Raw genomic sequence first — 24,504 nt, 5'->3', positions numbered from 1 at the left:
ATCTGTATCATTTGAAGATGTTCTTCACGCGATCCGTCCAACTCTTGGACGTGGGCGAGTGCTTCTCGCCGCCTTTGCGGAAGGACTCGTCCAACTCCTTGAGCAGCTTGCGCTGGTGCTCGGTGAGCTTGACGGGCGTTTCCACCACGATGTGGCAGTACAGATCACCGGGGTAGCTGGAGCGGATGCCCTTGATGCCCTTGCCGCGCAGACGGAAAGTCTTGCCGTGTTGGGTGCCTTCGGGAATGTCGATCTCGGCCTTGCCGCCCAGCGTTGGCACTTCGATGCTGCCACCCAGCGCCGCCGTGGTCAGCGGCACCGGCACATTGCAGTGCAGGTCGTCGCCGTCGCGCTCGAAGATGTCGTGCTGCTTGATGCGGATCTCGATGTACAGGTCGCCAGGAGGGCCGCCATTGGTGCCCGGCTCGCCATTGCCCGCCGAGCGAATGCGCATGCCCTCGTTGATGCCGGCCGGGATCTTGACTTCCAGCGTCTTGGTCTTCTTGACCTTGCCTTGGCCGTGGCACGAGGTGCAGGGCTCGGGAATGATCTTGCCGGTGCCTTGGCAGTGCGGGCAGCTTTGCTGCACGCTGAAGAAACCCTGGCGCATGTGGACCGTGCCCGAGCCGTTACAGGTCGGGCAGGTTTTGGCGCTGGTGCCAGGCTTGGCGCCGCTGCCGTGGCACACATCGCACTCGTCCCATGAGGGGATGCGGATCTGCGTGTCCTTGCCGGCGGCCGCTTCTTCGAGCGTGATCTCCATGGCGTACGACAGGTCGCTGCCGCGGTAGACCTGTGGTCCACCGCCACGGCGCCCACCGCCCTGGCCGAAGATGTCGCCAAAGATATCGCCAAAGGCGTCAGCGAAACCGCCGCCACCAAAGCCACCGCCTGCGCCGCCACCCATGTTCGGGTCCACGCCGGCGTGGCCGTATTGATCGTAGGCCGCGCGCTTCTTGGGGTCGGAGAGCATCTCGTAAGCCTCTTTGGCTTCCTTGAACTTCTCTTCGGCTTCCTTGGCCTTGTCACCCTGGTTGCGGTCAGGGTGGTACTTCATGGCCAGCTTGCGGTAGGCCTTCTTGATGTCATCGTCGGATGCGCCTTTGGCGACACCGAGGATTTCGTAAAAATCGCGTTTTGCCATGATCTTGTCGGACTGAGCGAAGGGCTTCGCGGATCGGGGCTAGATCCGACAAAGGCACAGGGCCTGAGCGCGGGGCTCACGCAACCTGTGCCTTGTCGGCGAGAAGTCAGACTGGATCAGTCCTTCTTGACTTCCTTGAACTCGGCATCGACCACATTGTCGTCCGCGGGCTTGGCCTGTTCGGCGCCGCCGGCAGCCTGGGCACCTTCAGCACCCTGGGCAGCCTGCATGTCGGCGTACATCTTCTCGCCCAGCTTCTGCGAAGCGGTCATCAGCGCGTTGGTCTTGGCCTCGATGTCGTCCTTGTCGTCGCCCTTGATGGCTTCTTCGACGTCCTTGATCGCGGCTTCGATCTTTTCCTTCTCGCCCGCATCCAGCTTGTCGCCGTACTCGGTCAGAGACTTGCGCACGCTGTGGACCATGGCGTCGCCCTGGTTCTTCGCCTGCACCAGCTCCAGCTTTTTCTTGTCTTCGGCGGCGTTCAGCTCGGCGTCCTTCACCATCTTCTGGATTTCCTCCTCGGACAGACCCGAGTTGGCCTTGATGGTGATCTTGTTTTCCTTGCCGGTGCCCTTGTCCTTGGCGCTCACGTGCAGGATGCCGTTGGCGTCGATGTCGAAGCCGACTTCGATCTGGGGCACGCCACGCGGTGCGGGCGGGATGCCTTCGAGGTTGAACTCACCCAGCAGCTTGTTGCCAGCAGCCATTTCGCGCTCACCCTGGAAGACCTTGATGGTCACGGCAGGCTGGTTGTCGTCGGCGGTCGAGAAAGTCTGGGCGAACTTCGTCGGGATCGTCGTGTTCTTCGAGATCATCTTGGTCATGACACCGCCCATGGTCTCAATGCCCAGGGACAGCGGGGTCACGTCCAGCAGCAGCACGTCGGTGCGGTCGCCGGCCAGAACCTGACCTTGCACGGCGGCGCCCACGGCCACGGCTTCGTCGGGGTTCACGTCCTTGCGTGGATCCTTGCCGAAGAACTCCTTGACCTTCTCCTGCACCTTGGGCATGCGGGTCATGCCGCCGACCAGGATCACGTCGTCGATGTCACCCACGGCCACGCCAGCGTCCTTGATGGCGGTGCGGCAGGGGGCAATCGTGCGCTCGATCAGCTCGTCGACCAGGCTTTCCAGCTTGGCGCGGGTCAGCTTGACATTCAGGTGCTTCGGACCGGTGGCGTCAGCGGTGATGTAGGGCAGGTTGATGTCGGTCTGGGCCGAGTTCGACAGTTCGATCTTGGCCTTTTCAGCGGCTTCCTTCAGACGCTGCAGAGCCAGCACGTCCTTGGTCAGGTCCACGCCGGATTCCTTCTTGAACTCGGCAATGATGTAATCGATGATGCGCTGGTCGAAGTCTTCGCCGCCCAGGAAGGTGTCGCCGTTGGTCGACAGCACTTCGAACTGCTTTTCGCCGTCCACATCGGCGATTTCGATGATGGACACGTCGAACGTGCCGCCACCCAGGTCATACACAGCGATCTTGCGGTCGCCCTTGCCGGTCTTGTCCAGGCCGAAGGCCAGGGCTGCAGCGGTGGGCTCGTTGATGATGCGCTTGACGTCCAGACCGGCGATGCGGCCAGCGTCCTTGGTGGCTTGACGCTGGGCGTCGTTGAAGTAAGCGGGGACCGTGATGACGGCCTCGGTGACTTCTTCACCCAGGTAGTCTTCGGCGGTCTTCTTCATCTTGCGCAGGATTTCAGCGGAGACCTGCTGGGGGGCCAGCTTCTTGCCGCGGATTTCCACCCAGGCGTCACCGTTGTCGGCGGCCGTGATGGTGTAGGGCATCAGGTCGATGTCCTTTTGCACTTCCTTTTCCGTGAACTTGCGGCCAATCAGGCGCTTGACGGCGTACACGGTGTTCTTGGGGTTGGTGACCGCCTGGCGCTTGGCCGAGGCACCCACCAGGATCTCGCCGTCTTCTTGGTAGGCGATGATGGAAGGAGTGGTGCGAGCGCCTTCGCTGTTCTCGATCACCTTGGTGGTGTTGCCTTCCATGATGGACACGCACGAGTTGGTGGTGCCCAGGTCGATGCCAATGATCTTGCCCATGTTGGTGTGCTCCTAGAGGATTTTGGTGTGGAGGCCGGTGGCTTCCGATTGATGCTGTATCTGTGCGCGCTGACGGGGTTTTCAAGAGGCCCGGATCAAAAAAGGCCTTTGGATATCGTCAGCGCGGTGAGAAAACGGTTGAAGACGCGGTTTACTTGGGGGCGGCGACGGTCACCAGGGCCGGGCGCAGGATGCGGTCGGCGATGACGTAGCCCTTTTGCAGCACGCCCACCACGGTGTTGGCTTCCTGTTCGGCCGGCACCATGCTGATGGCCTGGTGGCGGTTCGGGTCGAACTTCTCGCCGGCGGCCGGGTTGATCTCCAACACCTTGTTGCGCTCCAGCGCAGAGGTCAACTGGCGCAGGGTGATCTGCACGCCTTCCAGCACGGTTTCGATGGGGGTGTCGGGCTTGGCGGCGTGGGATGCCAAGGCGGCCTCCAGGCTGTCGCGCACGGGCAGCATGCTGTCGGCAAACGACTCCACCGCAAACTTGCGTGCCTTGGCGATTTCTTCTTCGCTGCGGCGGCGGATGTTCTCGACTTCGGCCTTGGCGCGCAGGTAGGCGTCAGACACTTCGGCGTGCTTGGCCAGCAACTCCGTCATGTCCTGGGCCACCGACTCGTTGGGCAGGGCTTCGGTCTCGGGGGCGGTGCTGGCTGCCTGTTCGGGCGTGTTGCTCGTGTCGCTCATCTCTGATTCGGTGTGTTGATTGCGAAAACCCTGCCTATATCAGGGTGGGGTTGCGGGCTTCAAGAGCCTGCCATGAAAAATATTTGCGACCTGGGATTCACTCGTCCACGCTGGCCGACCAGCGCTGCCAGTCCACCAGCTGGCGACGGTCTCGCTTGGTGGGGCGGCCCTGCTCGATGCTGTCCGCCGGCTCGGCCGCCAGTCGCCGTGTTTCGGCGTGCTGGGCGCGTCGCAGGATACTGTCTGCGGTCTCTTCGTACAACTGCTGAGCCTGGGGGGCGGGGCCGCGCACGGTGCTCAGGGCCTTCACCATCACAGTGCGGGTCACAGGGCCTTGGCGAATGTCCACGCGGTCGCCGGCCTTGAGTTCGCGGGAGGCCTTGGCGACCTGCTCATTGACCTGGATCCGACCTTTGTCGATGTCGTCGGCGGCCAGGCCGCGGGTCTTGTAAAAACGGGCGGCCCAGAGCCATTTGTCCAGACGCAGGCGGTCGGTCAGGCCGGGCAGGGGGCGATCTTCGGTGGGCATGGGGTCAGTGGCGATGGGCGCGTGACAGGAAACGGGCAGGGTCAAGGGCGTCGCGCAGGTCAGACTCGACTGGGCAGGGGCTGCCTGTGACCCAATGGGCCAGCAAAGCGCCCGCCAAAGCGGTCCACGTGATGCCGCGCGAGCCCAGCCCCGACACCACATACAAGCCACCTCGGTCGTTGCGTTCACGTGGAATCAGGCGCACTTGGTCCAGTCTTGTCTTGGCGGGAGCCTGTGTCAAGCGTTCGGCCGACCAGGGCAGGGCACCGACCAGGGGCAGGCGGTCGGGGGTGGTGGCGCGCCAACCGGTGCGGCCTTGCAAAGAGGTGGGCAAGGGGGCGTCAGCCGGGTGGTCGGCGCAGGCGCCGAGTCGGGCGGCCTGCCTCAGGTTGTGACGGTGGTCCGCGTCTCGGATGGTCGGGTCTTCGTCGTGGTGCTGGGTGGTGGCCCCAAACAGCAGACAGTCCTGACGCAGCGGCAACACGTATCCGCTGCCAGCCACAGGCAGATGGGGCAAACGCACCGCCTCATCGGTGTCAGACAGCTTGGGCCAGGCCGAGATTTGCCCGCGAACCCTGGACAGTGGCAGGGGGGATACGGCATGTTCTGCCGGGAGCGTGCCCAGCAAGGTGGGGGCTTGGTGGGCATTGGCCAACACCAGACTGGGTGCATGGGCGATGCGCTGTCCCTGTGCATCGAACACGCCCCACCCTTGTTCGGTGGGCTCAATGCGATGCGCCGCGCGTCGCCACAGGCAGGTCAGCAATGGCTGCCCCTGGGCTCGCCAGGCTTGGGCCTCTTGCAGCAGATGGCGGGCATAGCCTGCCGGATGCAACCACCCGCCTTGCTCGAACAGCCAGCCGCCACTCGGCACCGTCATACCTGCCACGGCGCGTGCTTCATCCGTGTCCAGCCAGCGTACATGGTCTGCTGGCAGACCCTGGCGGGTCAGCAAGGCGTGCGCTTCCTCTGCTTGTGTTTTGGCGTCAAGACGCAGCAAGCCTGCGCATTGGCCGGACAGCTCGCCAGCGGCAATCCAGGGCTGTACCTGTCGCCAGGTGGCCAGTGCCGCGGCACGGTGGGCCCGGGCGTGGATGCCGTCATCGCCGTGCAGCACGCTGTGAAACAAGCCGCCAGGGTTGCCCGAGCCTTCCTGTGCGGGGCCAGCGTGCGCATCCAGCAAGGTCACACGCCACCCCTCTCGGCACAGCGCCCAGGCAGCCGAGCAGCCTGCCAAGCCTGCGCCCACCACGATCGCGTGGCGATGCGCGGCGGCGGGTGGGGGCCACAGACCCCCTGCTTGTGGTGGAGGCGTATAACGTGGCGCGTAGTCTGCGCGTGTCGAGTGAAACTTGCCGCCAAACCCCGGCGTGCGTTCCACCTGGAATCCGGCCTGGGTCAGGCCGTCGCGCACGACGCGGGCCGACGACCAGGTTGCGGCAGTGGCCTGCGGTGCCGCCAAGCGGTTCAGCCGAGACAGCCATTGCGGGTCCCACATCTGCGGGTTCTTGGCCGGCGCAAAACCGTCCAGATAGAACGCATCTACCTCGGCCATCAGGGCCGGCACGATGTCGGCCACATCGCCAAAACACAGCTGCAACGTGACCCCTTGCGGAGATCCTTGTGGCGTTGCAGCTTCATCGAAATTCAGCGTGTGAAAACCGGGTGTCAGGGCCGGCCAGGCGGCCACCAGTCTGCGCGCCAATTCCTGCTCGGCAGATGCCGAGGGCGAGGGCGCCTGACGGATGCCATGTACCTCACGCAAGGCTGAGGCGGTGAGCGGGTGTTTCTCCACCGAGATGAACACCAGTCGATCACAACGCTGCGGGTCCGCTTGCCAATCCGCCCAGGTGGCCAGAAAGTTGTTGCCCAGCCCGAAGCCGGTTTCCAGGATGACAAAGCGCGTGCGACCCTGCCAGCGTCCAGGCAGGCCGTTGCCTGCCATGAACACCCGCCGAGCTTGGGCCTGTGCCCCTGACGGCGGGTGATACAGATCGTCGTACACCGGTGAGTAGGGCACTCCCGGTGCCTTGCCTGAGGGGCTCTCCCCCAGGGTCGCAGGCGTTACCGACATGCTTACTGAGCCACCCACCCGCCATCGACGTTCCAGGCTGCACCTCGGACGTTGTCCGCGCCGGGCGAGCACAGGAACACAGCCAGATCACCCAACTGCGCAGGCGTGACGAACTGCAGGGACGGCTGTTTCTCACCCAGCAGGTCGCGCTGCGCGGCATCCAGGGAGATGCCCTCGCGCTCCGCTTTGGCGTCAATCTGCTTTTGGACCAGCGGGGTCAGCACCCAGCCGGGACAAATGGCATTGACGGTCACGCCCGTGGTGGCGGTTTCCAGGGCTGCAGCCTTGGTCAGACCCACCAAACCATGCTTGGCCGCCACATAGGCCGACTTGCCAGCCGAGGCCACCAAACCGTGCGCCGAGGCCAGGTTGATCACGCGCCCCCAGTTCCTCTCACGCATGCCCGGCAAGGCCAGACGCATGGTGTGGAAGGCCGAGCTCAGGTTGATCGCGATGATGGCATCCCACTTCTCGACCGGGAAGTCTTCCACCTTGGCCACATGCTGGATGCCTGCGTTGTTCACGAGAATGTCCACACCACCAAACTCGGCCTTTGCGTAGGCGAACAAGGCCTCGATCTCTGCAGGCTTGGACATGTCGGCGCCGTGATAGCCCACCTTGATGCCAAATGCCTGACCTGCCGCCAACACGGCTGCCTTGGGCGCTTCAACATCGCCAAATCCGTTCAGAATGACGTTGGCGCCTTGAGCGGCCAGCTTTTCGGCGATCCCCAGACCGATCCCACTGGTGGAACCGGTGACCAGGGCAGTCTTTCCTTTCAACATCTCGGGCCTCCTGTCGGCAAGAACAAACACAATGAGCAGTGGCCCATTATCCGATGTCGTTTTGCCAATATGAGCAGCACCTCTTCCTCTTCCGTGCCGGTGCAACCGGTTCTGCACCACGTCACGTGCCCCGGCGCGAGCAAGACAGACGCTGCCACCCACTGCATGGCCTACTGGGCCTGGGGTGACCCGTCGAGTGAGCGTGTCCTGATCTGCGTACACGGTTTGAGCCGCCAGGGGCGCGATTTCGACACCCTGGCACGCAGCCTGTGTCAGCACTACTACGTGGTCTGCCCGGATGTGGTGGGGCGCGGCGAATCCGACTGGCTGGCGGACCCCAAGGGGTATCAGGTGTTCGGCTATGTGGCCGACATGGTGGCGCTCGTGCAACACCTGCGTGCGCAACGTCAGGCCAGTGCGCCCATTGAGATCGATTGGGTGGGCACCTCCATGGGGGGCTTGATCGGCCTTGGTTTCTCCACGCTGCCGCCTGAGGCGTCCGGCGCACACCTGCGCAAGTTCGTGCTCAACGATGTTGGGCCGCGACTGCGTCACGATGCCATCGTCCGCATCGGCGAGTACCTGGGCCAGCCGCGGCGCTTCACGTCCGAGCAAGAAGCGGCCGATTACCTCTGGAGCATCTCCACAGGCTTTGGTCCCCACACCCCTGAGCAGTGGCTGGCCTTGTGTCGGCCCTTGCTGCGTCCCGCGGCTGACGGTCAAGGGCTCATCCTGCACTACGATCCCGCCATTGCCGAGCCTTTCCGTGCCGTGTCGGCCGACAGTGCCAGCAGCGGCGAGGCCGCTCTGTGGCAAATTTACGATGGCCTTCGCTGCCAGGTGCTCTTGCTGCGCGGACGTGACTCCGATCTGCTGGATGCTGAAACAGCTCAGAGCATGACCCAACGCGGCCCCAAGGCCCAATTGGTCGAGTTCGCTGGTGTGGGCCACGCCCCAACCTTGATCGCGCCTGACCAGGTGGCCGCCGTTCACGACTTTTTGCTGGCATGAAAACCGGACTGCTCAATCCGACGCCTTTGACGCCTGACGCGATGGGGCATGCACCCATCGTGGACCTCATGGACATGGCAACGGGGCACGCCGAGTCGGCGGCACTGCTGGTCAAGGCCCGTGCCTTTGCCGAACCACTGCTGCAGAACGAGCGCTTTGAAACAGGCGAAGAGGCTCTCGCGCACGCCGATGGGGTCAGCCTCATTCTTCACGGTATCGGGGCGCCTCCGTCATTGCGTGGCGTAGCGTATTTGGTCTACGCCAGTCAGTACCTCACCCAACCTGAAGAGATCATCGGGCGTGCTTTCGGTCCCGACGAGGCCGCACTGGTTGCGTATACGCGCAAACTGGTTCAGGTGCAGCGCAACACCCGTGACACGCTGGGTGACGATGCCGACGGCCCGCTGGCCGCCGAACAGATTGAGCGCATTCGCAAGATGCTGCTCGCCTTCTCGCGTGATTTGCGAGTGGTCTTGCTGCGCCTGGCCTCGCGTCTGCAGACGCTGCGCTACTACGCCGAGAGCAAGCAGCCTTGCCCCCGTGCACTTGCTCGTGAATCCATGCAGGTCTTCGCGCCCCTGGCCAACCGCCTGGGCATCTGGCAGATCAAGTGGGAGCTGGAAGACTTGTCTTTCCGCTTTCTGCAGCCTGATGTGTATCGCTCGATTGCCAAGGGGCTGGACGAAAAGCGTGTCGAGCGCGAGCAGCACATTGAACGCATTCGCCAGCAACTGCTTCATGCCCTCGCAGACGCCGGCCTGCCAGCCCAGGTGCAGGGGCGCCCCAAGCATCTCTACAGCATCTGGAAGAAGATGAAGGGCAAGCAGTTGACCCTGGACAAGGTGTTTGACGTGCGTGCGCTGCGGGTGATCGTGGAAGACGTGCCCGCTTGCTACGCGGCCCTCAGCCGTGCCCATGAACTCTGGTCGCCCATCCCGGAGGCCTTCAAGGACTACATCGCCAAACCCAAGCCCAACGGATACCAGTCTCTGCACACCGTGGTGCGTGACGAGCAGGGACGCTCCATCGAGATCCAGATTCGGACTCAGGCCATGCACGATCACGCCGAAAGTGGTGTGGCCGCGCACTGGGCCTACAAGGAAGCGGGCACCAAGGGCTATGCCGGCGTGCAGGCAGCGGGTGACTTTGAGAGCCGCGTGGCCGAGGCCCGCAAGACCGTGCTGCGCCAACTGTTGGCGTGGGAGCGCGATCTGGCCGCCGCCGATGACGCGGCATCGGGAGAGGCTCACCGAGGCCTGTTCGATGACCGCATCTACGTGTTCACGCCGGGTGGCGAAATCATCGACCTGCCGGCAGGCGCGTCGCCCGTTGATTTCGCCTATACCCTCCACACCAATCTGGGCCACCGGTGCCGTGGCGCCCGCGTGGATGGGGCCATGGTGCCACTCAACACCCCGCTGCAAAGCGGTCAGACGGTCGAAATCGTCTCCGTCAAAGAGGGGGGGCCATCGCTTGACTGGCTCAATGCCGAGCTTGGCTACATTCGCAGTCCACGCGCTCGCTCCAAGGTGCGGGCCTGGTTCAATGCCCTGGCACAGCAGGCCACCATCGCGCGTGGGCGGGATGCGGTCGAGAAGTTGCTGCAGCGCGAAGGCAAAACGGCGATCAAGCTCGAAGATCTGGCCAGCAACCTTGGCTTTCGCAACGCCGAGGCGCTGTTCGATGTCGTTGGCAAGGACGAATACTCCTTGCGCAACATCGAGCAGTACCTGCGCCCGGCGGCGCCTGAGCAGGATCCTGACGAGCTGATCGCTCAGAAACTCGCGCGCAGCGACACGAGTCGCATGGGTGGGGAGGGCAAGGGTGTGCTGGTGGTTGGCATGGACTCCCTGCTGACCCAGTTGGCACGCTGCTGCAAGCCTGCGCCACCGGATGCCATTGATGGCTACGTTACCCGAGGCAAGGGGGTGGCCGTTCATCGCCTCGATTGCGTGAACTTCCGCCAGATGTCAGCCAAGGAGCCCGAGCGCGTCATCCCGGTCGCCTGGGGCCGTCAGGCCATGGCCGAGAACGCCCACTACGCCGTTGACGTCCTCATCGAGGCGCACGACCGCTCGGGGCTGCTGCGCGATGTGTGCGATGTGTTGGCGCAGGGTAAAAGCCATGTGCTGTCCATGCACAGCCAGGCGGTGCGCGACCGGGTGACCATCACCTTGACCGTGCAAACCTCCGACTCCGCCAGATTGCAGTCGCTGTTGGCCAAAGTGTTGCAAATCAGCGGTGTTTTGCGGGCCCGACGGAAATGATGCTATAGTTGCAGTCTTGCATTTGCAGGCGCGTAGCTCAGTTGGTTAGAGCACCACCTTGACATGGTGGGGGTCGTTGGTTCGAATCCAATCGCGCCTACCACGCTTACAGCGTGGCTTGGCAAAAGGCAAAACGACTTCAGGCGCGTAGCTCAGTTGGTTAGAGCACCACCTTGACATGGTGGGGGTCGTTGGTTCGAATCCAATCGCGCCTACCAAATTTGGTACCTTTCAAAGCCGACACGTTTGCGACGCGTCGGCTTTGTTCATTCTGGGCGGTCTGTGCTCCTACAATGGACCGATCCCAATGGAGTCGGACATGAGTGCAGCCCCCAGACAAAAACGAACCGAAGCCGAGCCCGGCAACCAGACTCATGAAGTGGGTGGCGATGCGGCCGCGGCACCCTCAGGTGATGTGCCAGGCGTGCGCACCATCAAAAAATACCCCAATCGCCGCCTCTACGACACCCAGACCAGCAGCTACATCACCCTGTCTGACGTGAAAGAGATGGTGATGGCCTGTGAGCAGTTCGTCATTGTTGACGCCAAGACCGGTGAGGACCTGACCCGCAGCATCCTGCTTCAAATCATTTTGGAGGAGGAGTCGGCGGGCATGCCCATGTTCTCCACCCAGGCCCTGGCTCAGATCATTCGTCTGTACGGCAACACGATGCAGGGGCTGATGGGTAACTACCTTGAGAAGAACATCCAGTCCTTCATCGACCTGCAATCCCGTCTCACTGAGAACTCTGTCAAGAGCCTGCAAAACCCCTTGATGCAGAACTTCATGGGAGGCTACATCGAACAGTCTCGTCAGATGTTCGCCCAGATGCAGGAGCAGATGGGCAAGCAGGCCGAAACCCTGATGGGTAACCTAGGTGCGGGCCTGACGCCGAAGAAGTAAAGGTTTCAGCGCCCCCCACACGTTGTCCAGCATGATCGGGTGTGCTTTTTCTGTTGGGTGAATCCCGTCGGGCTGGAACCAGTTGCGCGCATCTGGACGGTCGGCCACACCCTTGAGGAAAAACGGCACCAGCGCGCAACGCCGCGCCTGCGCCACCTCCTCGAACAGGCGAGCAAAGTCATCGGCGTAGCGTTTGCCGAAGTTGGGCGGCATTTGCATGCCCACCAACACCACCTGTGCGCCTTGCGCTTGCGAAGACGCGACCATGGCGCTCAAGTTGTCTCGCGTACCCCGCAGAGACAGTCCGCGCAACGCGTCATTGGCGCCCAACTCGATCACCACAAAACGAGGACGATGCTGCTGGAGCAGAGCCGGCAGTCGTGCACGCCCACCTGAGGTGGTTTCCCCGCTGATGCTGGCATTGACCACGTGTGCATGTATCTGTTCGCGCTGCAGCCGCTGCGTCATCAGGGACACCCAGCCGCTGCCGCGCTGCAGTCCATACTCTGCTGACAAGCTGTCACCCAAGACCAGAATCACAGAGGAGGGGGCTGTTTGAGCGGCCTGGACGAGTGGGTAGCATGACCCCAGGCCAGCAAGCACCAGCATCCGTCGCTTACAGTGGAATTGCATTGAGCTACAACCTTTCATTCATGACCGAGCCTCCAAACAGCCCAAATCCGGCGACAGCCTTGGCCATTCGAGTGCGGGCGCTGACCAAAACCGTCCAGGACTCTTCCGGACCGTTGACCATTCTGCACAACATCGATCTGGATGTGCCGCGTGGGGCTTCACTGGCCATCGTGGGGGCGTCCGGGTCTGGCAAAAGCACCTTGTTGTCATTGTTGGCGGGGCTGGACGTGCCCAGTACCGGGCAAGTGTGGCTGTCAGGCCAAGCCTTGTTTGACTTGGATGAAGACCAGCGCGCAGCGCACCGCGCTCGCCATGTCGGTTTCGTGTTCCAGAGCTTTCAGCTCATCGGGCACCTCACCGCGCTGGAGAACGTCATGCTGCCCATGGAGCTGCGCGGTGATCGGCAGGCGCGCAGCAAAGCCATCGCCATGCTGCAGCGTGTCGGTCTGGGGGAGCGCTTGCAGCACAAGCCCGCCACGCTCTCGGGAGGCGAACAACAACGGGTTGCATTGGCGCGGGCTTTTGTCATGCAGCCAGACATCCTCATTGCCGACGAGCCCACGGGCAGCCTCGACCACGCCACCGGGCAGGCCATCATGGATCTCATGTTCGCCCTCAACAGTGAATCCGGCACCACCTTGGTTCTGGTGACTCACGACAACCAGATCGCAGAACGCTGTCAGCAGCGCATTCGCATCAGTGCGGGGCGCCTGAGCGGTTAGGATGCCGGGATGAGTCTGAAACTGCTATTTGGCTTCCATGCCGTGACCGTGCGCCTGAAAGTGGCGCCCAAATCCATCCGTGAATTGCACGTTGACGCGACCCGTCGCGATCAGCGCATGAAGCAGTTTCTCGCCAAGGTTGAAGAGGCCGGCCTGAAGGTCATCGAAAGCGATGACGACAAGCTGCAGAAGATGTGCGGAACCCATCGCCACCAGGGCGTGGTGGCGCGTGTCGAAGTCATTCAGAAGAGCAACTCTCTGGACGATCTGCTGGATGGCCTGACCGAGCCAGCGTTGCTGCTGGTGCTTGACGGCATCACGGACCCCCATAACCTGGGCGCGTGCTTGCGCGTGGCCGATGGTGCGGGGGTTCATGCTGTGATTGCCCCGAAAGACCACGCAGTCGGCATCAATGCCACGGTGGCCAAGGTGGCCAGTGGTGCAGCCGAGACGGTGCCTTACTTCATGGTGACCAACCTGGCGCGTACGCTCGCCGAACTCAAAGAGCGTGACATCTGGATCATCGGCACCTCGGACGATGCGCCGGCCAGCCTCTATCAAACGGATCTGCGTGGCCCAACCGCTTTGGTGCTCGGTGCCGAAGGTGAGGGCATGCGCCAACTCACCCGCAAAAACTGCGATGCCTTGGTCAGCATCCCGATGATGGGCTCGGTCGACAGCCTCAATGTGTCGGTCGCAAGCGGCGTGTGTCTGTATGAGGCACGTCGCCAGCGTCTGGGCTGATGGTTGTCAGGCTAGGCCCCGAAAGTGGGCCTCATCGCGGCGACGCTGCGCCCGCTGGGCCCAGGCACTCAAGGCCCAAGCGACCAGCATCCATACCAAGCCCAGCCAGTGCAGCTGGCTGTATCCATGGTTTGTGAGCACCCATCCTCCGCCTGACGCGCCCAAAGCGTGCCCCAGGTAAATGGCAGAGGTATTGAGCGCCATGAGGGCCGGCGCCAGGCGTGGTGAGAGGCCGCCCAGCCTTGCTTGTTGGCCCGAGTTGGTGGCGAAACCACTCAATGCCCAGGGGAGCAGCACCAGGGCAAGCCCGATCAAAGAGGTGGCCAGCGGCCAGATCAGCAGGCTCAGGGCCATCATCCCCAGTGTCAATGTCACGGCCGGGGCGGCGCCAATGCGATCCACGGTTCGATTCAGCACCAGGTTGCCAGCCAGCGCCAGGCCTCCAAACCAGGCAAACAACAAACTGATCTGCTCTGGGCTCGCGCCAAAATCATGCTTGTAATAGGGGGCGGCGTACGCCAGCACCGTGAATTGCCCCGCACTTTGCGTGGCGGTGACCAGCACGACGGCCATCAGCAAAGGCGACTTGAAGACCTTGCGCCACGCCCTCCACGACAGAGCAGGGGGGCGAATCCCTTTGGGCAAGGCGCGATGCACCATCCACGCGGCCGCCAAGGCGCCCAGCGCCACCATCAGCATCACCACACGCCAGCCCACACGCTCGCCTACCCAGGCAGACAAGGGCATGCCCGCGACCGAGGCCACTGACCAACCCATGAACACGAACGTGATATGCCGACCACGGTGGGCAGGGGTGCTCATGAAGCCCATCACCGCCGCGGCCTGAGGCGTGAACACTGCCGCCGACAGGACGGTCAGTGCCCGAATCGGCCAGAGCCATTCATAAGAGGGGGCCAGCGCGCACAGCGCAAATCCCAATGCGTACCAAGCCATGGCCCAACTGAGCAGGCGCCGCCGATCCACCTTGGTGACGGCAGCCGCCAGCAGGGGCGCACCCACGCCCATCATCACCGCACCAATCGCGATCAGCTGGCCCCCTGTGCTGACGGAAATGCTCAGGTCACGCGTCAGGTCGTTGAGCACACCACCCACTGACATCACGCCGCAACCGATGATGAAGTTGCCAAACAACAAAGCCCATAGGGCTCTGTTCATGGCCTTGCGAGACAAGGCGCGCTCCAGTTCCACTTTGGCTCAGTCTCAATGTGGAACGCGCAAGGCTTCCGGGTTGACGATGTTCGTGGGCGTGCCCGCCATGAAGTTCAGCAGATTGTCGAAAGCGGTGCTGAACAAATTTTCGTAGTTGTTCTGCTCCACAAAGCCAATGTGGGGCGTGCAAATGGCGTTTTCCAGTCGCAACAACGGGTGTCCTTGCAAAATGGGTTCACTGTCGAACACATCAACTGCGGCCATGCCTGGCCGGCCACGGTTCAAGGCGGACACCAGTGCCCCCTCTTGGATCAGTTCAGCGCGGGCGGTGTTCACCAGCAAGGCTGTTGGCTTCATGTGCGCCAGATCTTCGCTGGTCACCACGCCATGGCTGGATGCCCCCAAGCGCAAGTGCAGACTCAGTACATCGCTGGCAGCAAAGAAGGCTTCCCGGCTGGGTGCGGGGACATAGCCGTCGGCCACGGCACGGGCGCGCGCTTCGTTGCTGCCCCACACCGTCACATGCATCCCGAACGCCTCGCCGTAGCTTGCCACCAGTCGTCCGACACGCCCGTAGCCCCAAATGCCAAGTGTCTTGCCCTTCAGCGACATGCCCAAACCGAAATTGGTGGGCATTGAGGCAGCCTTCAGGCCTGATTGCTGCCACGCACCGTGCTTCAAGTTGCCAATGTACTGAGGCAAGCGCCGCATGGCGGCCATGATGAGCGCCCAAGTCAACTCGGCTGTGGAAACGGGGTCGCTGGGCGTTTCGGCCACGGCAATGCCCAGGCGGTTGCACGCTTCAAGGTCGATGTGTGGGCCAACCGGACCCGTCTGGCAGATGAGTCTCAGTTTGGGCAGCTTCTCCAGGAGGGCCTTGGGAAAGTGTGTGCGTTCCCTGATCAGAACCAGCGCCTCCGCATCGCGCAAGCGCACAGACAACTGGCCCACGCCTTTGACCGTGTTAGTGAAAACCTTGGCAGAAAGGCCGTCCAGTTTGGACGCGCAAGAGAGCTTACGGACGGCGTCTTGGTAGTCGTCCAGAATGATGATGTTCATGGGGCGGTATGCAGTCCAGCCGCCCATTTTGCAACGCTTGTGCCGTTGCCAACACGGCTCATGACGAAAAGAACGTTACCACGTGGTGACTTTTGCCGAGCGTGTTTCGCGGGGGCTGCGGGCGGGGCCGTCGGGGAAATGGCGGTTGAGTCCAGCCACCCGACGCTTGGCTTCTCCTTCCCCCCGGTTTTCTGCCACGATCTCGAACACATCTGCACGCAAATGCCACAACTCGCGCAAAGACCGTGAGGCTTCGATCTGATAGCGTACTTGGTAGGCCTTGGCCGACTGCATGTCCATCAAGGCTGCATGGAACGCCGCCCTGATCTGTCGAATTTCGCTGATGGGGGCGGGCTTGGGGGCTGGCGCGTCCAGGTCCCACAACCAACGCCAGCACTGGCTCACCCAGCGCAGCAACACTGGCGCCTGTGGGGCAAACCTTGATGGCGGCAAGACCTCAGCACGACCTGCAGCCCCCATGCTCATGGATTGGGCAGTCTGCGTGGTCTGCGTGGCTGTCCGCGAATGCGGGTAGAGAAAGAACGCCATCTTGTCCTCACACTTCCGGTCGGGAGAGGGAGTTCTCCAACGTCAACCCAAGGCTACCGGACCCGCGGGCTTCTTGGGTGCGGGGTTGCGGCCGCAAGTGCGCACTAGTTGGCGCAAAGAGTGAAAAATCGTGCCGGGATGCGGCGATTCACGCAGGCATGGGCATGGCAATCTGAACCATGCGCGAAAAGTCGATCCGGTGCGTCTTGCTGCGAGCCTCGTGGAACACCTCGCGGGCGCACGTTTCACAGCATCCGCAGCAGGTTGCCACGCCCGTGTCCATCTGCAGTTCGTCAAAAGACATGCAGCCTTGCTGGACGTGGCGGTTGATTTCCCGGTCTGAGATCCGGTTGCAGACACAAACAATCATGGAGGTGACTCGGCAGCGTTGATGACGACATTCTAAATAAGAATGATTCGTATGCAAGCATTTTCTGAGTCACCCTGAACCCGGCACGGGTTCAGTCTGCGGGCCATCGGAAGTCAGCCTGTCACATCGCCCATGATGGATTGCAGGTAGTTCTGAACGCCGACCTTGTCGACCAACTCCATCTGCGTTTCCAAAAAGTCGATGTGCTCCTCGGTGTCATCAAGGATCATCTGCAGCAGGTCACGGGAAACATAGTCGCGCACGGACTCGCAATAGGCGATCCCATCCTTGACTGTGCCTTGAGCGAAGGTCTCCAGTTTGTGATCACAAGACAGGATCTCAGGAACGTCTTCGCCGATCATGATCTTGCCCAGATCTTGCAAATTCGGCAGGCCGTCCAGCGTGAAAATTCGCTCCATGAGCTTGTCGGCATGCTTCATCTCACCAATCGACTCCTCGTACTCCTTCTTGGCCAGTTTGTCGAAGCCCCAGTGTTTCAGCATGCGGTAGTGCAGAAAGTACTGGTTGGTTGCAGTCAACTCGTTCTTGAGTTGTGCATTGAGAAATTCGATGACTTTGGGGTCGCCCTTCATGGTGTGCCTTTCTGCTGAGACGTGCGGAGATGGTGCGCCTTGATTGTGTCTCAAATGACAGTGACAGTGCGAGGGCTGGGGTGGTGTCGCGCGCCCAGTACGCGGATCGGTTATACTCCTAAGGTTTACCCGCAACCATCCCCGCCTAGCGAAACCCCCATCGTTTCCCTCACCGGACTCGTTTTGTCACGTCTGTTCCAGTCGGCGCAAGCCGCACAGAAGTCACAAGGGCTGAGCTGGGCGCGCACAACAAACGGAGAATGAACCCGTGCTGCCCGTACTGCCCCAAGCTCTTCTGGCCCTCGCAGACGGCACGGTCTTTCTAGGCACTTCGATCGGCGCTGCCGGTCACACAGTCGGCGAAGTGGTGTTCAACACCTCGCTCACCGGCTACCAGGAAATCCTCACCGACCCCAGCTACTGCCGCCAGATCGTCACCCTGACGTATCCGCACATCGGCAACTACGGCGTCAACGGTGAAGACATCGAAGCCTCGAAAGTCCATGCCGCTGGTCTGATCATCAAAGACCTGCCCATCCGCGCTTCCAACTTCCGCCAGACTCAGACGCTGTCTCAGTACCTGCAAGCCCAGGGCACCGTTGGCATCGCCAACATCGACACCCGCAAGCTGACCCGCATCCTGCGCTCCAAGGGGGCCCAGAACGGTGCCATCGTGGCGCTGCCCGTGGGTGAGGCAGTGACCGACGCCGTCATCGCCGATGCCGTGGCCAAGGCCAAGGCTGCGCCGAGCATGAACGGTCAGGACTTGGCCAAGGTGGTCAGCCAGACCAGCGTGACCGTGTGGGACGAGACCGAGTGGCAACTCGCCAACCCGCAACTGGGCGGCAAGCCTGGTTTCGGCAAGCAGACCGCGCCGAAGTTCCACGTCGTCGCCTATGACTTCGGCGTCAAGCGCAACATCCTGCGCATGCTGGCCGAGCGTGGCTGCAAGGTCACCGTGCTGCCGGCACAAACGCCTGCCGCCGAGGCCCTGAAGTACAACCCAGACGGCATCTTCCTGTCCAACGGCCCCGGCGACCCGGAAGCCTGTGACTACGCCATCGCGGCGGTCAAAGAACTGGTCGAAACCGGCATCCCCACGTTCGGGATCTGTCTGGGTCACCAGATCATGGCCCTGGCTTCGGGTGCCAAGACCTTCAAGATGAACCACGGCCACCACGGCGGTAACCATCCCGTGAAGGACCTGGACACCGGTCGCGTCAGCATCACCAGCCAGAACCACGGTTTCGCTGTGGACATGACCAACCTGCCGGCCAACCTGCGTGCCACGCACGTGTCGCTGTTCGACGGCACGCTGCAAGGCCTGGCCCGCACTGACAAGCCTGCTTTCTGCTTCCAGGGTCACCCGGAAGCTTCGCCCGGACCGCATGACATCGGCTACCTGTTCGACCGCTTCGTGGCATTGATGGAGAAGAAGAATGCCTAAGCGCACAGACATCAAGAGCATCCTCATCATCGGCGCCGGCCCGATCATCATCGGTCAGGCCTGCGAATTCGACTACTCTGGCGCCCAGGCCTGCAAGGCTCTGCGCGAAGAGGGTTACAAGGTCATCCTGGTCAACAGCAACCCTGCGACCATCATGACCGACCCGAACACGGCCGACGTCACCTACATCGAGCCCATCACGTGGCAGGTGGTCGAGCGCATCATCGCCAAGGAGCGTCCGGATGCGATCCTGCCCACCATGGGTGGTCAGACCGCACTGAACTGCGCCCTGGATCTGCACAAGAACGGTGTGCTCGACAAGTACAAGGTCGAGATGATCGGTGCCAACGAGCACGCGATCGAGAAGGCCGAAGACCGTCAGAAGTTCAAGGAAGCCATGACCAAGATCGGTCTGGATTCCGCCAAGTCGGGCATTGCTCACTCGATGGAAGAAGCCTGGGCGGTGCAAAAGCGCATCCAGGCCGACATCGGCGGCTCCGGCTTCCCGATGGTGATCCGTCCCAGCTTCACCTTGGGTGGCACGGGCGGTGGCATTGCCTACAACCCTGAAGAGTTCGAAGAGATCTGCAAGCGTGGTCTGGACCTGTCTCCGACCAAGGAGTTGCTGATCGAAGAGTCACTGATCGGGTGGAAAGAGTACGAAATGGAAGTGGTTCGCGACAAAGCGGACAACGCCATCATCGTCTGCTCGATCGAGAACCTGGACCCAATGGGCATCCACACCGGTGACTCCATCACCGTGGCCCCGGCTCAGACCCTGACCGACCGCGAGTACCAGCTGCTGCGCAACGCCTCCATCGCCATCCTGCGCGAAATCGGCGTGGAAACTGGCGGCTCCAACGTGCAGTTCTCGATCAATCCGGACAACGGCCGGATGATCGTGATCGAAATGAACCCCCGCGTGTCGCGTTCGTCGGCCCTGGCGTCCAAGGCCACCGGCTTCCCGATCGCCAAGATCGCGGCCAAGCTGGCCGTGGGCTTCACCCTCGACGAGTTGAAGAACGACATCACCGGCGGTGCCACCCCGGCTTCGTTTGAGCCTTCGATCGACTACGTGGTCACCAAGATCCCGCGTTTCGCCTTCGAGAAGTTCCCAGCTGCCGACAACCGTCTGACCACACAGATGAAGTCGGTGGGTGAGGTGATGGCCATGGGTCGCACCTTCCAGGAGTCGTTCCAGAAGGCCTTGCGTGGTCTGGAGACCGGCATCGACGGCCTGAGCGAGCGCAGCACCGACAAGGACGAAGTGGTCGAGGAAATCGGCACGGCCGGCCCCGAGCGCATCCTGTTCCTGGGTGACGCCTTCCGCCTGGGCATGAGCCTGGACGAGGTCTTTGAAGAAACCAAGATCGACCCCTGGTTCCTCGCCCAGATCGAAGACATCATCAAGACCGAAGAGCAGGTCAAGGCCCGCAAGCTCGAGTCGCTGACGGCCGCTGAAATGCGTTACCTGAAGCAAAAGGGCTTCTCGGACCGCCGTCTGGCCAAGCTGCTGGGCACCGACCAGCACGCCGTGCGCAAGGCCCGTCACGCCCTGAACGTGCGTCCGGTCTACAAGCGCGTGGACACGTGCGCAGCCGAGTTTGAAACGCAAACCGCCTACATGTACTCGTGCTACGAGTCCGAAGGTGGCGAGTGCGAAGCTGCGCCGACGGACAAGAAGAAGATCATGGTGCTGGGCGGTGGCCCGAACCGCATTGGTCAGGGTATCGAGTTCGACTACTGCTGCGTCCACGCTGCCCTCGCCATGCGCGAAGACGGCTACGAGACCATCATGGTCAACTGCAACCCCGAAACCGTCTCGACCGATTACGACACCTCCGACCGCCTGTACTTCGAGCCGGTGACGCTGGAAGACGTGCTGGAAATCGTCGAGAAGGAAAAGCCGGTTGGTGTGATCGTGCAGTACGGCGGTCAGACCCCGCTGAAGCTGGCCCTCGACCTCGAAGCCAACGGCGTGCCCATCATCGGCACCACGCCTGACAGCATCGACATCGCGGAAGACCGCGAGCGCTTCCAGGCTCTGCTGCACAAGCTCGGCTTGAAGCAGCCGCCCAACCGTACCGCACGCAACGAGGAAGACGCCATCAAGCTGGCCAACGAGATTGGCTATCCGCTGGTGGTTCGCCCCTCCTATGTGCTGGGTGGCCGCGCGATGGAAATCGTGCACGGTGACAAGGACCTGGAGCGCTACATGCGCGAAGCCGTCCGTGTCTCCGAGAAGTCGCCGGTGCTGCTTGACCGCTTCCTGAACGACGCGGTGGAAGTGGACGTGGACTGCATTGCCGACGGCACCGACACCATGATCGGCGGCATCATGGAGCACATCGAACAAGCTGGCGTGCACTCTGGTGACTCCGCTTGCTCGCTGCCTCCCTACACCCTGAGCGCCGAACTGCAAGACGAACTGCGTCGCCAGACTGCCCTGATGGCCAAGGCCCTCAACGTGGTTGGTTTGATGAACGTGCAGTTCGCCATCCAGGGCGACGTGACCAAGGGTCTGAACGACGCCACCGTCTACGTGTTGGAAGTGAACCCGCGTGCTTCGCGCACCGTGCCTTACGTGTCGAAGGCCACGGGTCAGCCCCTGGCCAAGATCGCCGCACGCTGCATGGCCGGCCAGAAGCTGTCTACGCAGAAGTCGCCTGATGGCAAGGCCCCGCGCGAAGTTGTGCCGACCTACTTCACGGTCAAGGAAGCTGTCTTCCCGTTCAACAAGTTCCCGGGTGTGGACCCCGTCCTCGGCCCTGAAATGCGTTCGACCGGTGAAGTCATGGGCGTGGGCGCCACCTTTGGTGAAGCCATGCTCAAGAGCCAGCTGGGTGCCGGTTCGCGTCTGCCTGAGAAGGGCACCGTCTGCATTTCGGTGAAGGACGGTGACAAGGCTCGTGCGGTCAAGGTTGCCAAGGATCTGGTCGAGCTGGGCTTCAACGTCGTGGCCACCAAGGGCACGGCGGCCGCCATTGCGGCAGCCGGTGTTCCGGTCAAGCCGGTGAACAAGGTCAAGGACGGCCGTCCGCACATCTCCGACGCCATCAAGGCCGGCGAGATCCAGCTGGTGTTCACCACCGTGGACGAAACCCGTACCGCGATCGCCGACTCGCGCAGCATCCGTCAGGCTGCTTTGGCCAATCGTGTGACCTACTACACGACCATGGCCGGCTGCGAAGCGGTCGTGCAGGCCCTCAAGCACCACGACGATCTGGTCGTGTATTCGCTGCAAGAGCTGCACGCCAAATTGAACTAAACTGTGTGCTCAGCCACAGGCGCGGGTCGCCTGTGGCGCCACAAGTCATCACCTCTGGGCCGCGCCCTTTCACCACCTTCGGGTTGGTTTGGGCCGCGGCTCAGTTCTTTTTTGCGAGACAAAGCCATGTCCACCATTCCAATCACGAAGCGCGGCGCCGAGTTGCTCAAGGAAGAGCTGCATCGCCTCAAGCATGTGGAACGTCCTGCTGTGGTGCAGGCCATTGCCGAAGCGCGCGCACAAGGCGACCTGTCTGAAAACGCCGAATACGACGCCGCCAAAGACAAGCAGGGCTTCATCGAAGGCCGCATCGCGGAAATCGAAGGCAAGCTGTCTGCAGCCCAGATCATCGACCCAGCCTCTTTGGACGCTGGTGGCCGCGTGGTGTTCGGCTCTACGGTTGAGATGGAAATCGAAGCCACAGGTGACGTGGTGACCTACCAGATCGTGGGCGACGATGAGGCTGACCTCAAAAAGGGTCTCATCTCCATCAGCTCCCCCATTGCCCGCGCCTTGATTGGCAAAGAGGCCGGCGATGTGGCATCGGTTCAGGCGCCGGGTGGCGTGCGCGAATACGAAATCATCGAAGTCCGCTACATCTGATCTCGCAGGGGCTGAGACCATGAAGTTGCTGCGCTTTCAAGCCTGGCTGGCGGCGGTGTGGGTCGGCATCATCATCGCGGTGGGGGCTGTGGCAGCGCCCACGCTGTTTGCCACCTTTGATCGCCAGATCGCAGGGCAGGGCGCAGGCCGGATTTTTGGCGTGGAAGCACGCTTGAGCCTGGCCTTTGCCGTGGTGTTGTTCATGATCGAGCGTCGGCGTGTCCGCGACCTGTTGGAAGCGGGCGCCAAGATCAGCGTGGTCAGCCCGAACCTGTTGCTGACACTGGGGGCCTTGTTCCTGACGGTGTTTGGTGAATTTGCCTTGCACCCGATGATCGAGGCGGCGAAGGCCGGACAAGCGACGGCTTTGTCCTTCGGTGCCTTGCATGGCATCTCTGCCACGCTGTTCTGGCTCAAGGCCTTGCTGGTCGGGGTGTTGGCTTGGCGTCTGACGGGGCTGTCGCAGAAGGCATGAGCCGCGCGGGCATGTAGCAGCTCTGGGGCAGTGCCGGCGTTTCAGCCAGCCCTCCCGGGCTGGCCCGCCGCGAACCCGCAGATCAAGCGGGCTTTTTGCTCGGCGTACGCTTTTTGGCGCGCTTGATCAGGCCGCCGGCGGTGACGCGCTGGTTGCCCATCACGGTGACCTTCTTGATCTCAGGGCGACGCAGGCCGCTCTTGGAGAACTTGAGGATCTTGACTTCGCGGGGGCCCGGGCCTCGACCTTCGCGTTCTTCGGCGCTTTCCTTTTCTGGCATCGGACGCCACAAGACCAGCAACTTGCCGATATGCTGGATGGGTGCGGCGTTGAGCTTGTCGCACATCTGGGCGTAGATCTCTTCGCGCACGGCGCGGTCGTCGCCCAACACACGCACTTTGATCAGTCCGTGTGCCTTGAGGGCGCCATCGGCTTCTTTGAGGACAGCGGGCGTGAGCCCGTCTCCGCCGATCATCACGACGGGGTCCAAGTGGTGTGCGTCGGCCCGCAGGGCACGACGTTCGGCGGTGGTCAATTCAATTGCAGGCATCCCTCTATTATCAAGCCATGAAAGTCCAAACCAAAAGCAAAAAGGTCAACAAGGCCTGGTTGAATGACCATATCCACGATCCTTACGTGAGATTGGCGCAAAAAGAGGGGTTTCGCTCGCGGGCTGCCTACAAGCTCAAGGAAATTGACGAGACGCTCGGGCTGATCAAGCCGGGGCAGTTGGTCGTGGACTTGGGGGCTTCGCCCGGTGCCTGGAGTCAGTATGTGCGGCGCAAGTTTGCCCCCAAGGACGCTGGGACGGGGGGGGCTGCTGTGGGCGAGCTCAATGGCACCATCATCGCGCTCGACCTGCTGGACTTCGAGCCCATTGAGGGCGTGCAGTTCATCCAGGGCGACTTCCGTGAAGAAGAGGTGCTGCAGCAATTGCAGGCCTGTGTGGGCGACCGCCCCGTGGATGTGGTCATCTCCGACATGGCGCCGAACCTCAGTGGCATCGGCGCCCATGACGCCGCGCGGGTCGAAAACCTGATCGAGCTGGCCATCGACTTTGCCCAGCATCACCTCAAGAAAGATGGTGCCTTGGTGTGCAAGGTCTTCCACGGCTCGGGTTACACGCAACTGGTGGACATGTTCAAGGCGAATTTCCGGGTGGTGAAACCGATCAAGCCGAAAGCCTCGCGAGACAAGTCATCCGAGACGTTTCTGGTCGGGATTGGCCTCAAGCCTCGATGAATTTTCTTGATCGGGTCGATCAGAGGGCCTAAAACCGTGGTTTCGCTGTGGGTAGCACGCTGCAGGGGCTCTCTTGACTCGTCTAGAATCATCCACATATAGCGATGGCATCGTGTCACTTTGTCAAGAAGATGACGGTGGCGAAACGATGTAGCCCTGAACAGGTGTGGTGATGC

At 62.1% G+C, this 24,504-nt stretch carries 22 protein-coding genes, 2 tRNA genes and 1 pseudogene; 12 read left to right on the top strand and 13 right to left on the bottom strand.

The window, feature by feature from the left end:
* Positions 1–7 precede the first annotated feature (7 nt).
* The 6 genes and pseudogenes from dnaJ to WIT60_RS09825 form a co-directional block, all read right to left on the bottom strand.
* Positions 8–1,144: a molecular chaperone DnaJ gene (gene dnaJ, locus WIT60_RS09850; protein ID WP_339583758.1), complete on the bottom strand. Its 1,137-nt coding sequence runs from the start codon at positions 1,142–1,144 to the stop codon at positions 8–10.
* Positions 1,145–1,260: 116 nt separating this feature from the next.
* Positions 1,261–3,192 carry a molecular chaperone DnaK gene (gene dnaK, locus WIT60_RS09845; protein ID WP_339583757.1) on the bottom strand — a complete coding sequence of 644 codons (1,932 nt, stop codon included), beginning with the start codon at positions 3,190–3,192 and terminating at the stop codon, positions 1,261–1,263.
* Between the two features lie 151 nt (positions 3,193–3,343).
* A pseudogene (gene grpE, locus WIT60_RS09840) lies at positions 3,344–3,886 on the bottom strand (nucleotide exchange factor GrpE); the annotation flags it as partial.
* A gap of 94 nt (positions 3,887–3,980) precedes the next feature.
* A complete protein-coding gene (locus WIT60_RS09835; RefSeq protein ID WP_339583756.1) occupies positions 3,981–4,412 on the bottom strand; it encodes an Hsp15 family ribosome-associated heat shock protein in 432 nt (143 codons plus the stop codon).
* A 4-nt stretch (positions 4,413–4,416) separates the two neighbouring features.
* Positions 4,417–6,486, bottom strand: a complete 2,070-nt coding sequence (gene mnmC / locus WIT60_RS09830) for a bifunctional tRNA (5-methylaminomethyl-2-thiouridine)(34)-methyltransferase MnmC2/FAD-dependent 5-carboxymethylaminomethyl-2-thiouridine(34) oxidoreductase MnmC1 (RefSeq protein WP_339583755.1) — start codon at positions 6,484–6,486, stop codon at positions 4,417–4,419.
* A 2-nt stretch (positions 6,487–6,488) separates the two neighbouring features.
* A complete protein-coding gene (locus WIT60_RS09825; protein ID WP_339583754.1) occupies positions 6,489–7,271 on the bottom strand; it encodes a 3-hydroxybutyrate dehydrogenase in 783 nt (260 codons plus the stop codon).
* A gap of 69 nt (positions 7,272–7,340) precedes the next feature.
* Between WIT60_RS09825 and WIT60_RS09820 the strand changes: the two genes are divergently transcribed.
* The 5 genes from WIT60_RS09820 to phaR all read left to right on the top strand — a co-directional run bounded on the left by WIT60_RS09820 (position 7,341) and on the right by phaR (position 11,453).
* Complete coding sequence (locus WIT60_RS09820) at positions 7,341–8,282, top strand: alpha/beta fold hydrolase (protein ID WP_339583753.1); 942 nt, start codon at positions 7,341–7,343, stop codon at positions 8,280–8,282.
* Positions 8,279–10,549 carry a RelA/SpoT family protein gene (locus tag WIT60_RS09815; RefSeq protein ID WP_445207684.1) on the top strand — a complete coding sequence of 757 codons (2,271 nt, stop codon included), beginning with the start codon at positions 8,279–8,281 and terminating at the stop codon, positions 10,547–10,549. Before WIT60_RS09820 ends, WIT60_RS09815 begins: the two co-directional genes overlap by 4 nt.
* A gap of 26 nt (positions 10,550–10,575) precedes the next feature.
* Positions 10,576–10,652: transfer RNA gene (locus tag WIT60_RS09810), tRNA-Val, on the top strand.
* 38 nt (positions 10,653–10,690) lie between these two features.
* Positions 10,691–10,767, top strand: a tRNA-Val gene (locus tag WIT60_RS09805).
* Positions 10,768–10,868: 101 nt separating this feature from the next.
* Positions 10,869–11,453, top strand: coding sequence for a polyhydroxyalkanoate synthesis repressor PhaR (gene phaR, locus WIT60_RS09800; protein ID WP_339583752.1), 585 nt, complete (start codon positions 10,869–10,871; stop codon positions 11,451–11,453).
* On the opposite strand, the gene WIT60_RS09795 is transcribed toward phaR, so the two are convergent.
* On the bottom strand, positions 11,424–12,062 hold the full coding sequence (locus WIT60_RS09795) for an arylesterase (RefSeq protein ID WP_339583751.1): 639 nt from the start codon (positions 12,060–12,062) through the stop codon (positions 11,424–11,426). The two genes, phaR and WIT60_RS09795, sit on opposite strands and share 30 nt — an antisense overlap.
* 44 nt (positions 12,063–12,106) lie before the next feature.
* Here WIT60_RS09795 and WIT60_RS09790 point away from each other — a divergent pair, with 44 nt between their 5' ends.
* A complete protein-coding gene (locus WIT60_RS09790) occupies positions 12,107–12,808 on the top strand; it encodes an ABC transporter ATP-binding protein (RefSeq protein WP_339583750.1) in 702 nt (233 codons plus the stop codon).
* A 9-nt stretch (positions 12,809–12,817) separates the two neighbouring features.
* A complete protein-coding gene (gene rlmB / locus WIT60_RS09785) occupies positions 12,818–13,552 on the top strand; it encodes a 23S rRNA (guanosine(2251)-2'-O)-methyltransferase RlmB (RefSeq protein ID WP_339583749.1) in 735 nt (244 codons plus the stop codon).
* A gap of 6 nt (positions 13,553–13,558) precedes the next feature.
* Here the strand turns inward: rlmB and WIT60_RS09780 are convergent, their stop codons facing one another.
* The 5 genes from WIT60_RS09780 to bfr all read right to left on the bottom strand — a co-directional run bounded on the left by WIT60_RS09780 (position 13,559) and on the right by bfr (position 17,293).
* Entirely contained in the window at positions 13,559–14,728 is a 1,170-nt protein-coding gene (locus tag WIT60_RS09780; RefSeq protein WP_339583748.1) for an MFS transporter, read from the bottom strand.
* A gap of 45 nt (positions 14,729–14,773) precedes the next feature.
* Positions 14,774–15,781, bottom strand: coding sequence for a D-2-hydroxyacid dehydrogenase family protein (locus WIT60_RS09775; RefSeq protein ID WP_339583747.1), 1,008 nt, complete (start codon positions 15,779–15,781; stop codon positions 14,774–14,776).
* A gap of 75 nt (positions 15,782–15,856) precedes the next feature.
* Positions 15,857–16,330 (bottom strand): hypothetical protein, encoded by a 474-nt coding sequence (locus WIT60_RS09770; protein ID WP_339583746.1) that lies wholly within the window; start codon positions 16,328–16,330, stop codon positions 15,857–15,859.
* Positions 16,331–16,478: 148 nt separating this feature from the next.
* Positions 16,479–16,700 carry a (2Fe-2S)-binding protein gene (locus tag WIT60_RS16890; protein ID WP_445207683.1) on the bottom strand — a complete coding sequence of 74 codons (222 nt, stop codon included), beginning with the start codon at positions 16,698–16,700 and terminating at the stop codon, positions 16,479–16,481.
* Between the two features lie 113 nt (positions 16,701–16,813).
* A complete protein-coding gene (bfr, locus tag WIT60_RS09760; RefSeq protein WP_339583745.1) occupies positions 16,814–17,293 on the bottom strand; it encodes a bacterioferritin in 480 nt (159 codons plus the stop codon).
* A 268-nt stretch (positions 17,294–17,561) separates the two neighbouring features.
* Between bfr and carA the strand changes: the two genes are divergently transcribed.
* The 4 genes from carA to WIT60_RS09740 all read left to right on the top strand — a co-directional run bounded on the left by carA (position 17,562) and on the right by WIT60_RS09740 (position 23,086).
* Positions 17,562–18,740 (top strand): glutamine-hydrolyzing carbamoyl-phosphate synthase small subunit, encoded by a 1,179-nt coding sequence (carA, locus tag WIT60_RS09755; protein WP_339583744.1) that lies wholly within the window; start codon positions 17,562–17,564, stop codon positions 18,738–18,740.
* Positions 18,733–22,008 carry a carbamoyl-phosphate synthase large subunit gene (gene carB / locus WIT60_RS09750; protein ID WP_339583743.1) on the top strand — a complete coding sequence of 1,092 codons (3,276 nt, stop codon included), beginning with the start codon at positions 18,733–18,735 and terminating at the stop codon, positions 22,006–22,008. Before carA ends, carB begins: the two co-directional genes overlap by 8 nt.
* A gap of 126 nt (positions 22,009–22,134) precedes the next feature.
* The gene (gene greA / locus WIT60_RS09745) at positions 22,135–22,611 is read left to right on the top strand and encodes a transcription elongation factor GreA (protein ID WP_339583742.1); all 477 of its coding nucleotides are present in this window, start codon (positions 22,135–22,137) and stop codon (positions 22,609–22,611) included.
* A 19-nt stretch (positions 22,612–22,630) separates the two neighbouring features.
* Positions 22,631–23,086 carry a DUF4149 domain-containing protein gene (locus tag WIT60_RS09740; RefSeq protein ID WP_339583741.1) on the top strand — a complete coding sequence of 152 codons (456 nt, stop codon included), beginning with the start codon at positions 22,631–22,633 and terminating at the stop codon, positions 23,084–23,086.
* 82 nt (positions 23,087–23,168) lie between these two features.
* Here WIT60_RS09740 and WIT60_RS09735 read toward each other — a convergent pair whose 3' ends face one another.
* Complete coding sequence (locus WIT60_RS09735; RefSeq protein WP_339583740.1) at positions 23,169–23,636, bottom strand: YhbY family RNA-binding protein; 468 nt, start codon at positions 23,634–23,636, stop codon at positions 23,169–23,171.
* Between the two features lie 17 nt (positions 23,637–23,653).
* Here WIT60_RS09735 and WIT60_RS09730 point away from each other — a divergent pair, with 17 nt between their 5' ends.
* Positions 23,654–24,328 (top strand): RlmE family RNA methyltransferase, encoded by a 675-nt coding sequence (locus WIT60_RS09730; RefSeq protein ID WP_339583739.1) that lies wholly within the window; start codon positions 23,654–23,656, stop codon positions 24,326–24,328.
* Positions 24,329–24,504 lie beyond the last annotated feature (176 nt).

This window comes from Aquabacterium sp. G14 (assembly GCF_037482285.1).
Taxonomy (GTDB): Bacteria; Pseudomonadota; Gammaproteobacteria; order Burkholderiales; family Burkholderiaceae_C; genus Aquabacterium.
The sequence above is the reverse complement of the archived record's forward strand: the minus strand, read 5'-3'. Positions and strand labels throughout refer to the sequence as shown.

Excerpts from the sequence above, each read along its gene's own strand:
- WIT60_RS09740 (WP_339583741.1), top strand. The coding sequence starts at position 22,631 with ATGAAGTTGCTGCGCTTTCAAGCCTGGCTGGCGGCGGTGTGGGTCGGC.
- mnmC (WP_339583755.1), bottom strand. The coding sequence starts at position 6,486 with ATGTCGGTAACGCCTGCGACCCTGGGGGAGAGCCCCTCAGGCAAGGCA.
- WIT60_RS16890 (WP_445207683.1), bottom strand. The coding sequence starts at position 16,700 with ATGATTGTTTGTGTCTGCAACCGGATCTCAGACCGGGAAATCAACCGC.
- WIT60_RS09780 (WP_339583748.1), bottom strand. The coding sequence starts at position 14,728 with ATGAACAGAGCCCTATGGGCTTTGTTGTTTGGCAACTTCATCATCGGT.
- WIT60_RS09815 (WP_445207684.1), top strand. The coding sequence starts at position 8,279 with ATGAAAACCGGACTGCTCAATCCGACGCCTTTGACGCCTGACGCGATG.
- WIT60_RS09735 (WP_339583740.1), bottom strand. The coding sequence starts at position 23,636 with ATGCCTGCAATTGAATTGACCACCGCCGAACGTCGTGCCCTGCGGGCC.
- dnaJ (WP_339583758.1), bottom strand. The coding sequence starts at position 1,144 with ATGGCAAAACGCGATTTTTACGAAATCCTCGGTGTCGCCAAAGGCGCA.
- WIT60_RS09775 (WP_339583747.1), bottom strand. The coding sequence starts at position 15,781 with ATGAACATCATCATTCTGGACGACTACCAAGACGCCGTCCGTAAGCTC.
- WIT60_RS09795 (WP_339583751.1), bottom strand. The coding sequence starts at position 12,062 with ATGCTGGTGCTTGCTGGCCTGGGGTCATGCTACCCACTCGTCCAGGCC.
- carB (WP_339583743.1), top strand. The coding sequence starts at position 18,733 with ATGCCTAAGCGCACAGACATCAAGAGCATCCTCATCATCGGCGCCGGC.
- dnaK (WP_339583757.1), bottom strand. The coding sequence starts at position 3,192 with ATGGGCAAGATCATTGGCATCGACCTGGGCACCACCAACTCGTGCGTG.
- WIT60_RS09820 (WP_339583753.1), top strand. The coding sequence starts at position 7,341 with ATGAGCAGCACCTCTTCCTCTTCCGTGCCGGTGCAACCGGTTCTGCAC.
- WIT60_RS09790 (WP_339583750.1), top strand. The coding sequence starts at position 12,107 with ATGACCGAGCCTCCAAACAGCCCAAATCCGGCGACAGCCTTGGCCATT.
- greA (WP_339583742.1), top strand. The coding sequence starts at position 22,135 with ATGTCCACCATTCCAATCACGAAGCGCGGCGCCGAGTTGCTCAAGGAA.
- WIT60_RS09825 (WP_339583754.1), bottom strand. The coding sequence starts at position 7,271 with ATGTTGAAAGGAAAGACTGCCCTGGTCACCGGTTCCACCAGTGGGATC.
- rlmB (WP_339583749.1), top strand. The coding sequence starts at position 12,818 with ATGAGTCTGAAACTGCTATTTGGCTTCCATGCCGTGACCGTGCGCCTG.
- WIT60_RS09730 (WP_339583739.1), top strand. The coding sequence starts at position 23,654 with ATGAAAGTCCAAACCAAAAGCAAAAAGGTCAACAAGGCCTGGTTGAAT.
- phaR (WP_339583752.1), top strand. The coding sequence starts at position 10,869 with ATGAGTGCAGCCCCCAGACAAAAACGAACCGAAGCCGAGCCCGGCAAC.
- WIT60_RS09770 (WP_339583746.1), bottom strand. The coding sequence starts at position 16,330 with ATGGCGTTCTTTCTCTACCCGCATTCGCGGACAGCCACGCAGACCACG.
- WIT60_RS09835 (WP_339583756.1), bottom strand. The coding sequence starts at position 4,412 with ATGCCCACCGAAGATCGCCCCCTGCCCGGCCTGACCGACCGCCTGCGT.
- bfr (WP_339583745.1), bottom strand. The coding sequence starts at position 17,293 with ATGAAGGGCGACCCCAAAGTCATCGAATTTCTCAATGCACAACTCAAG.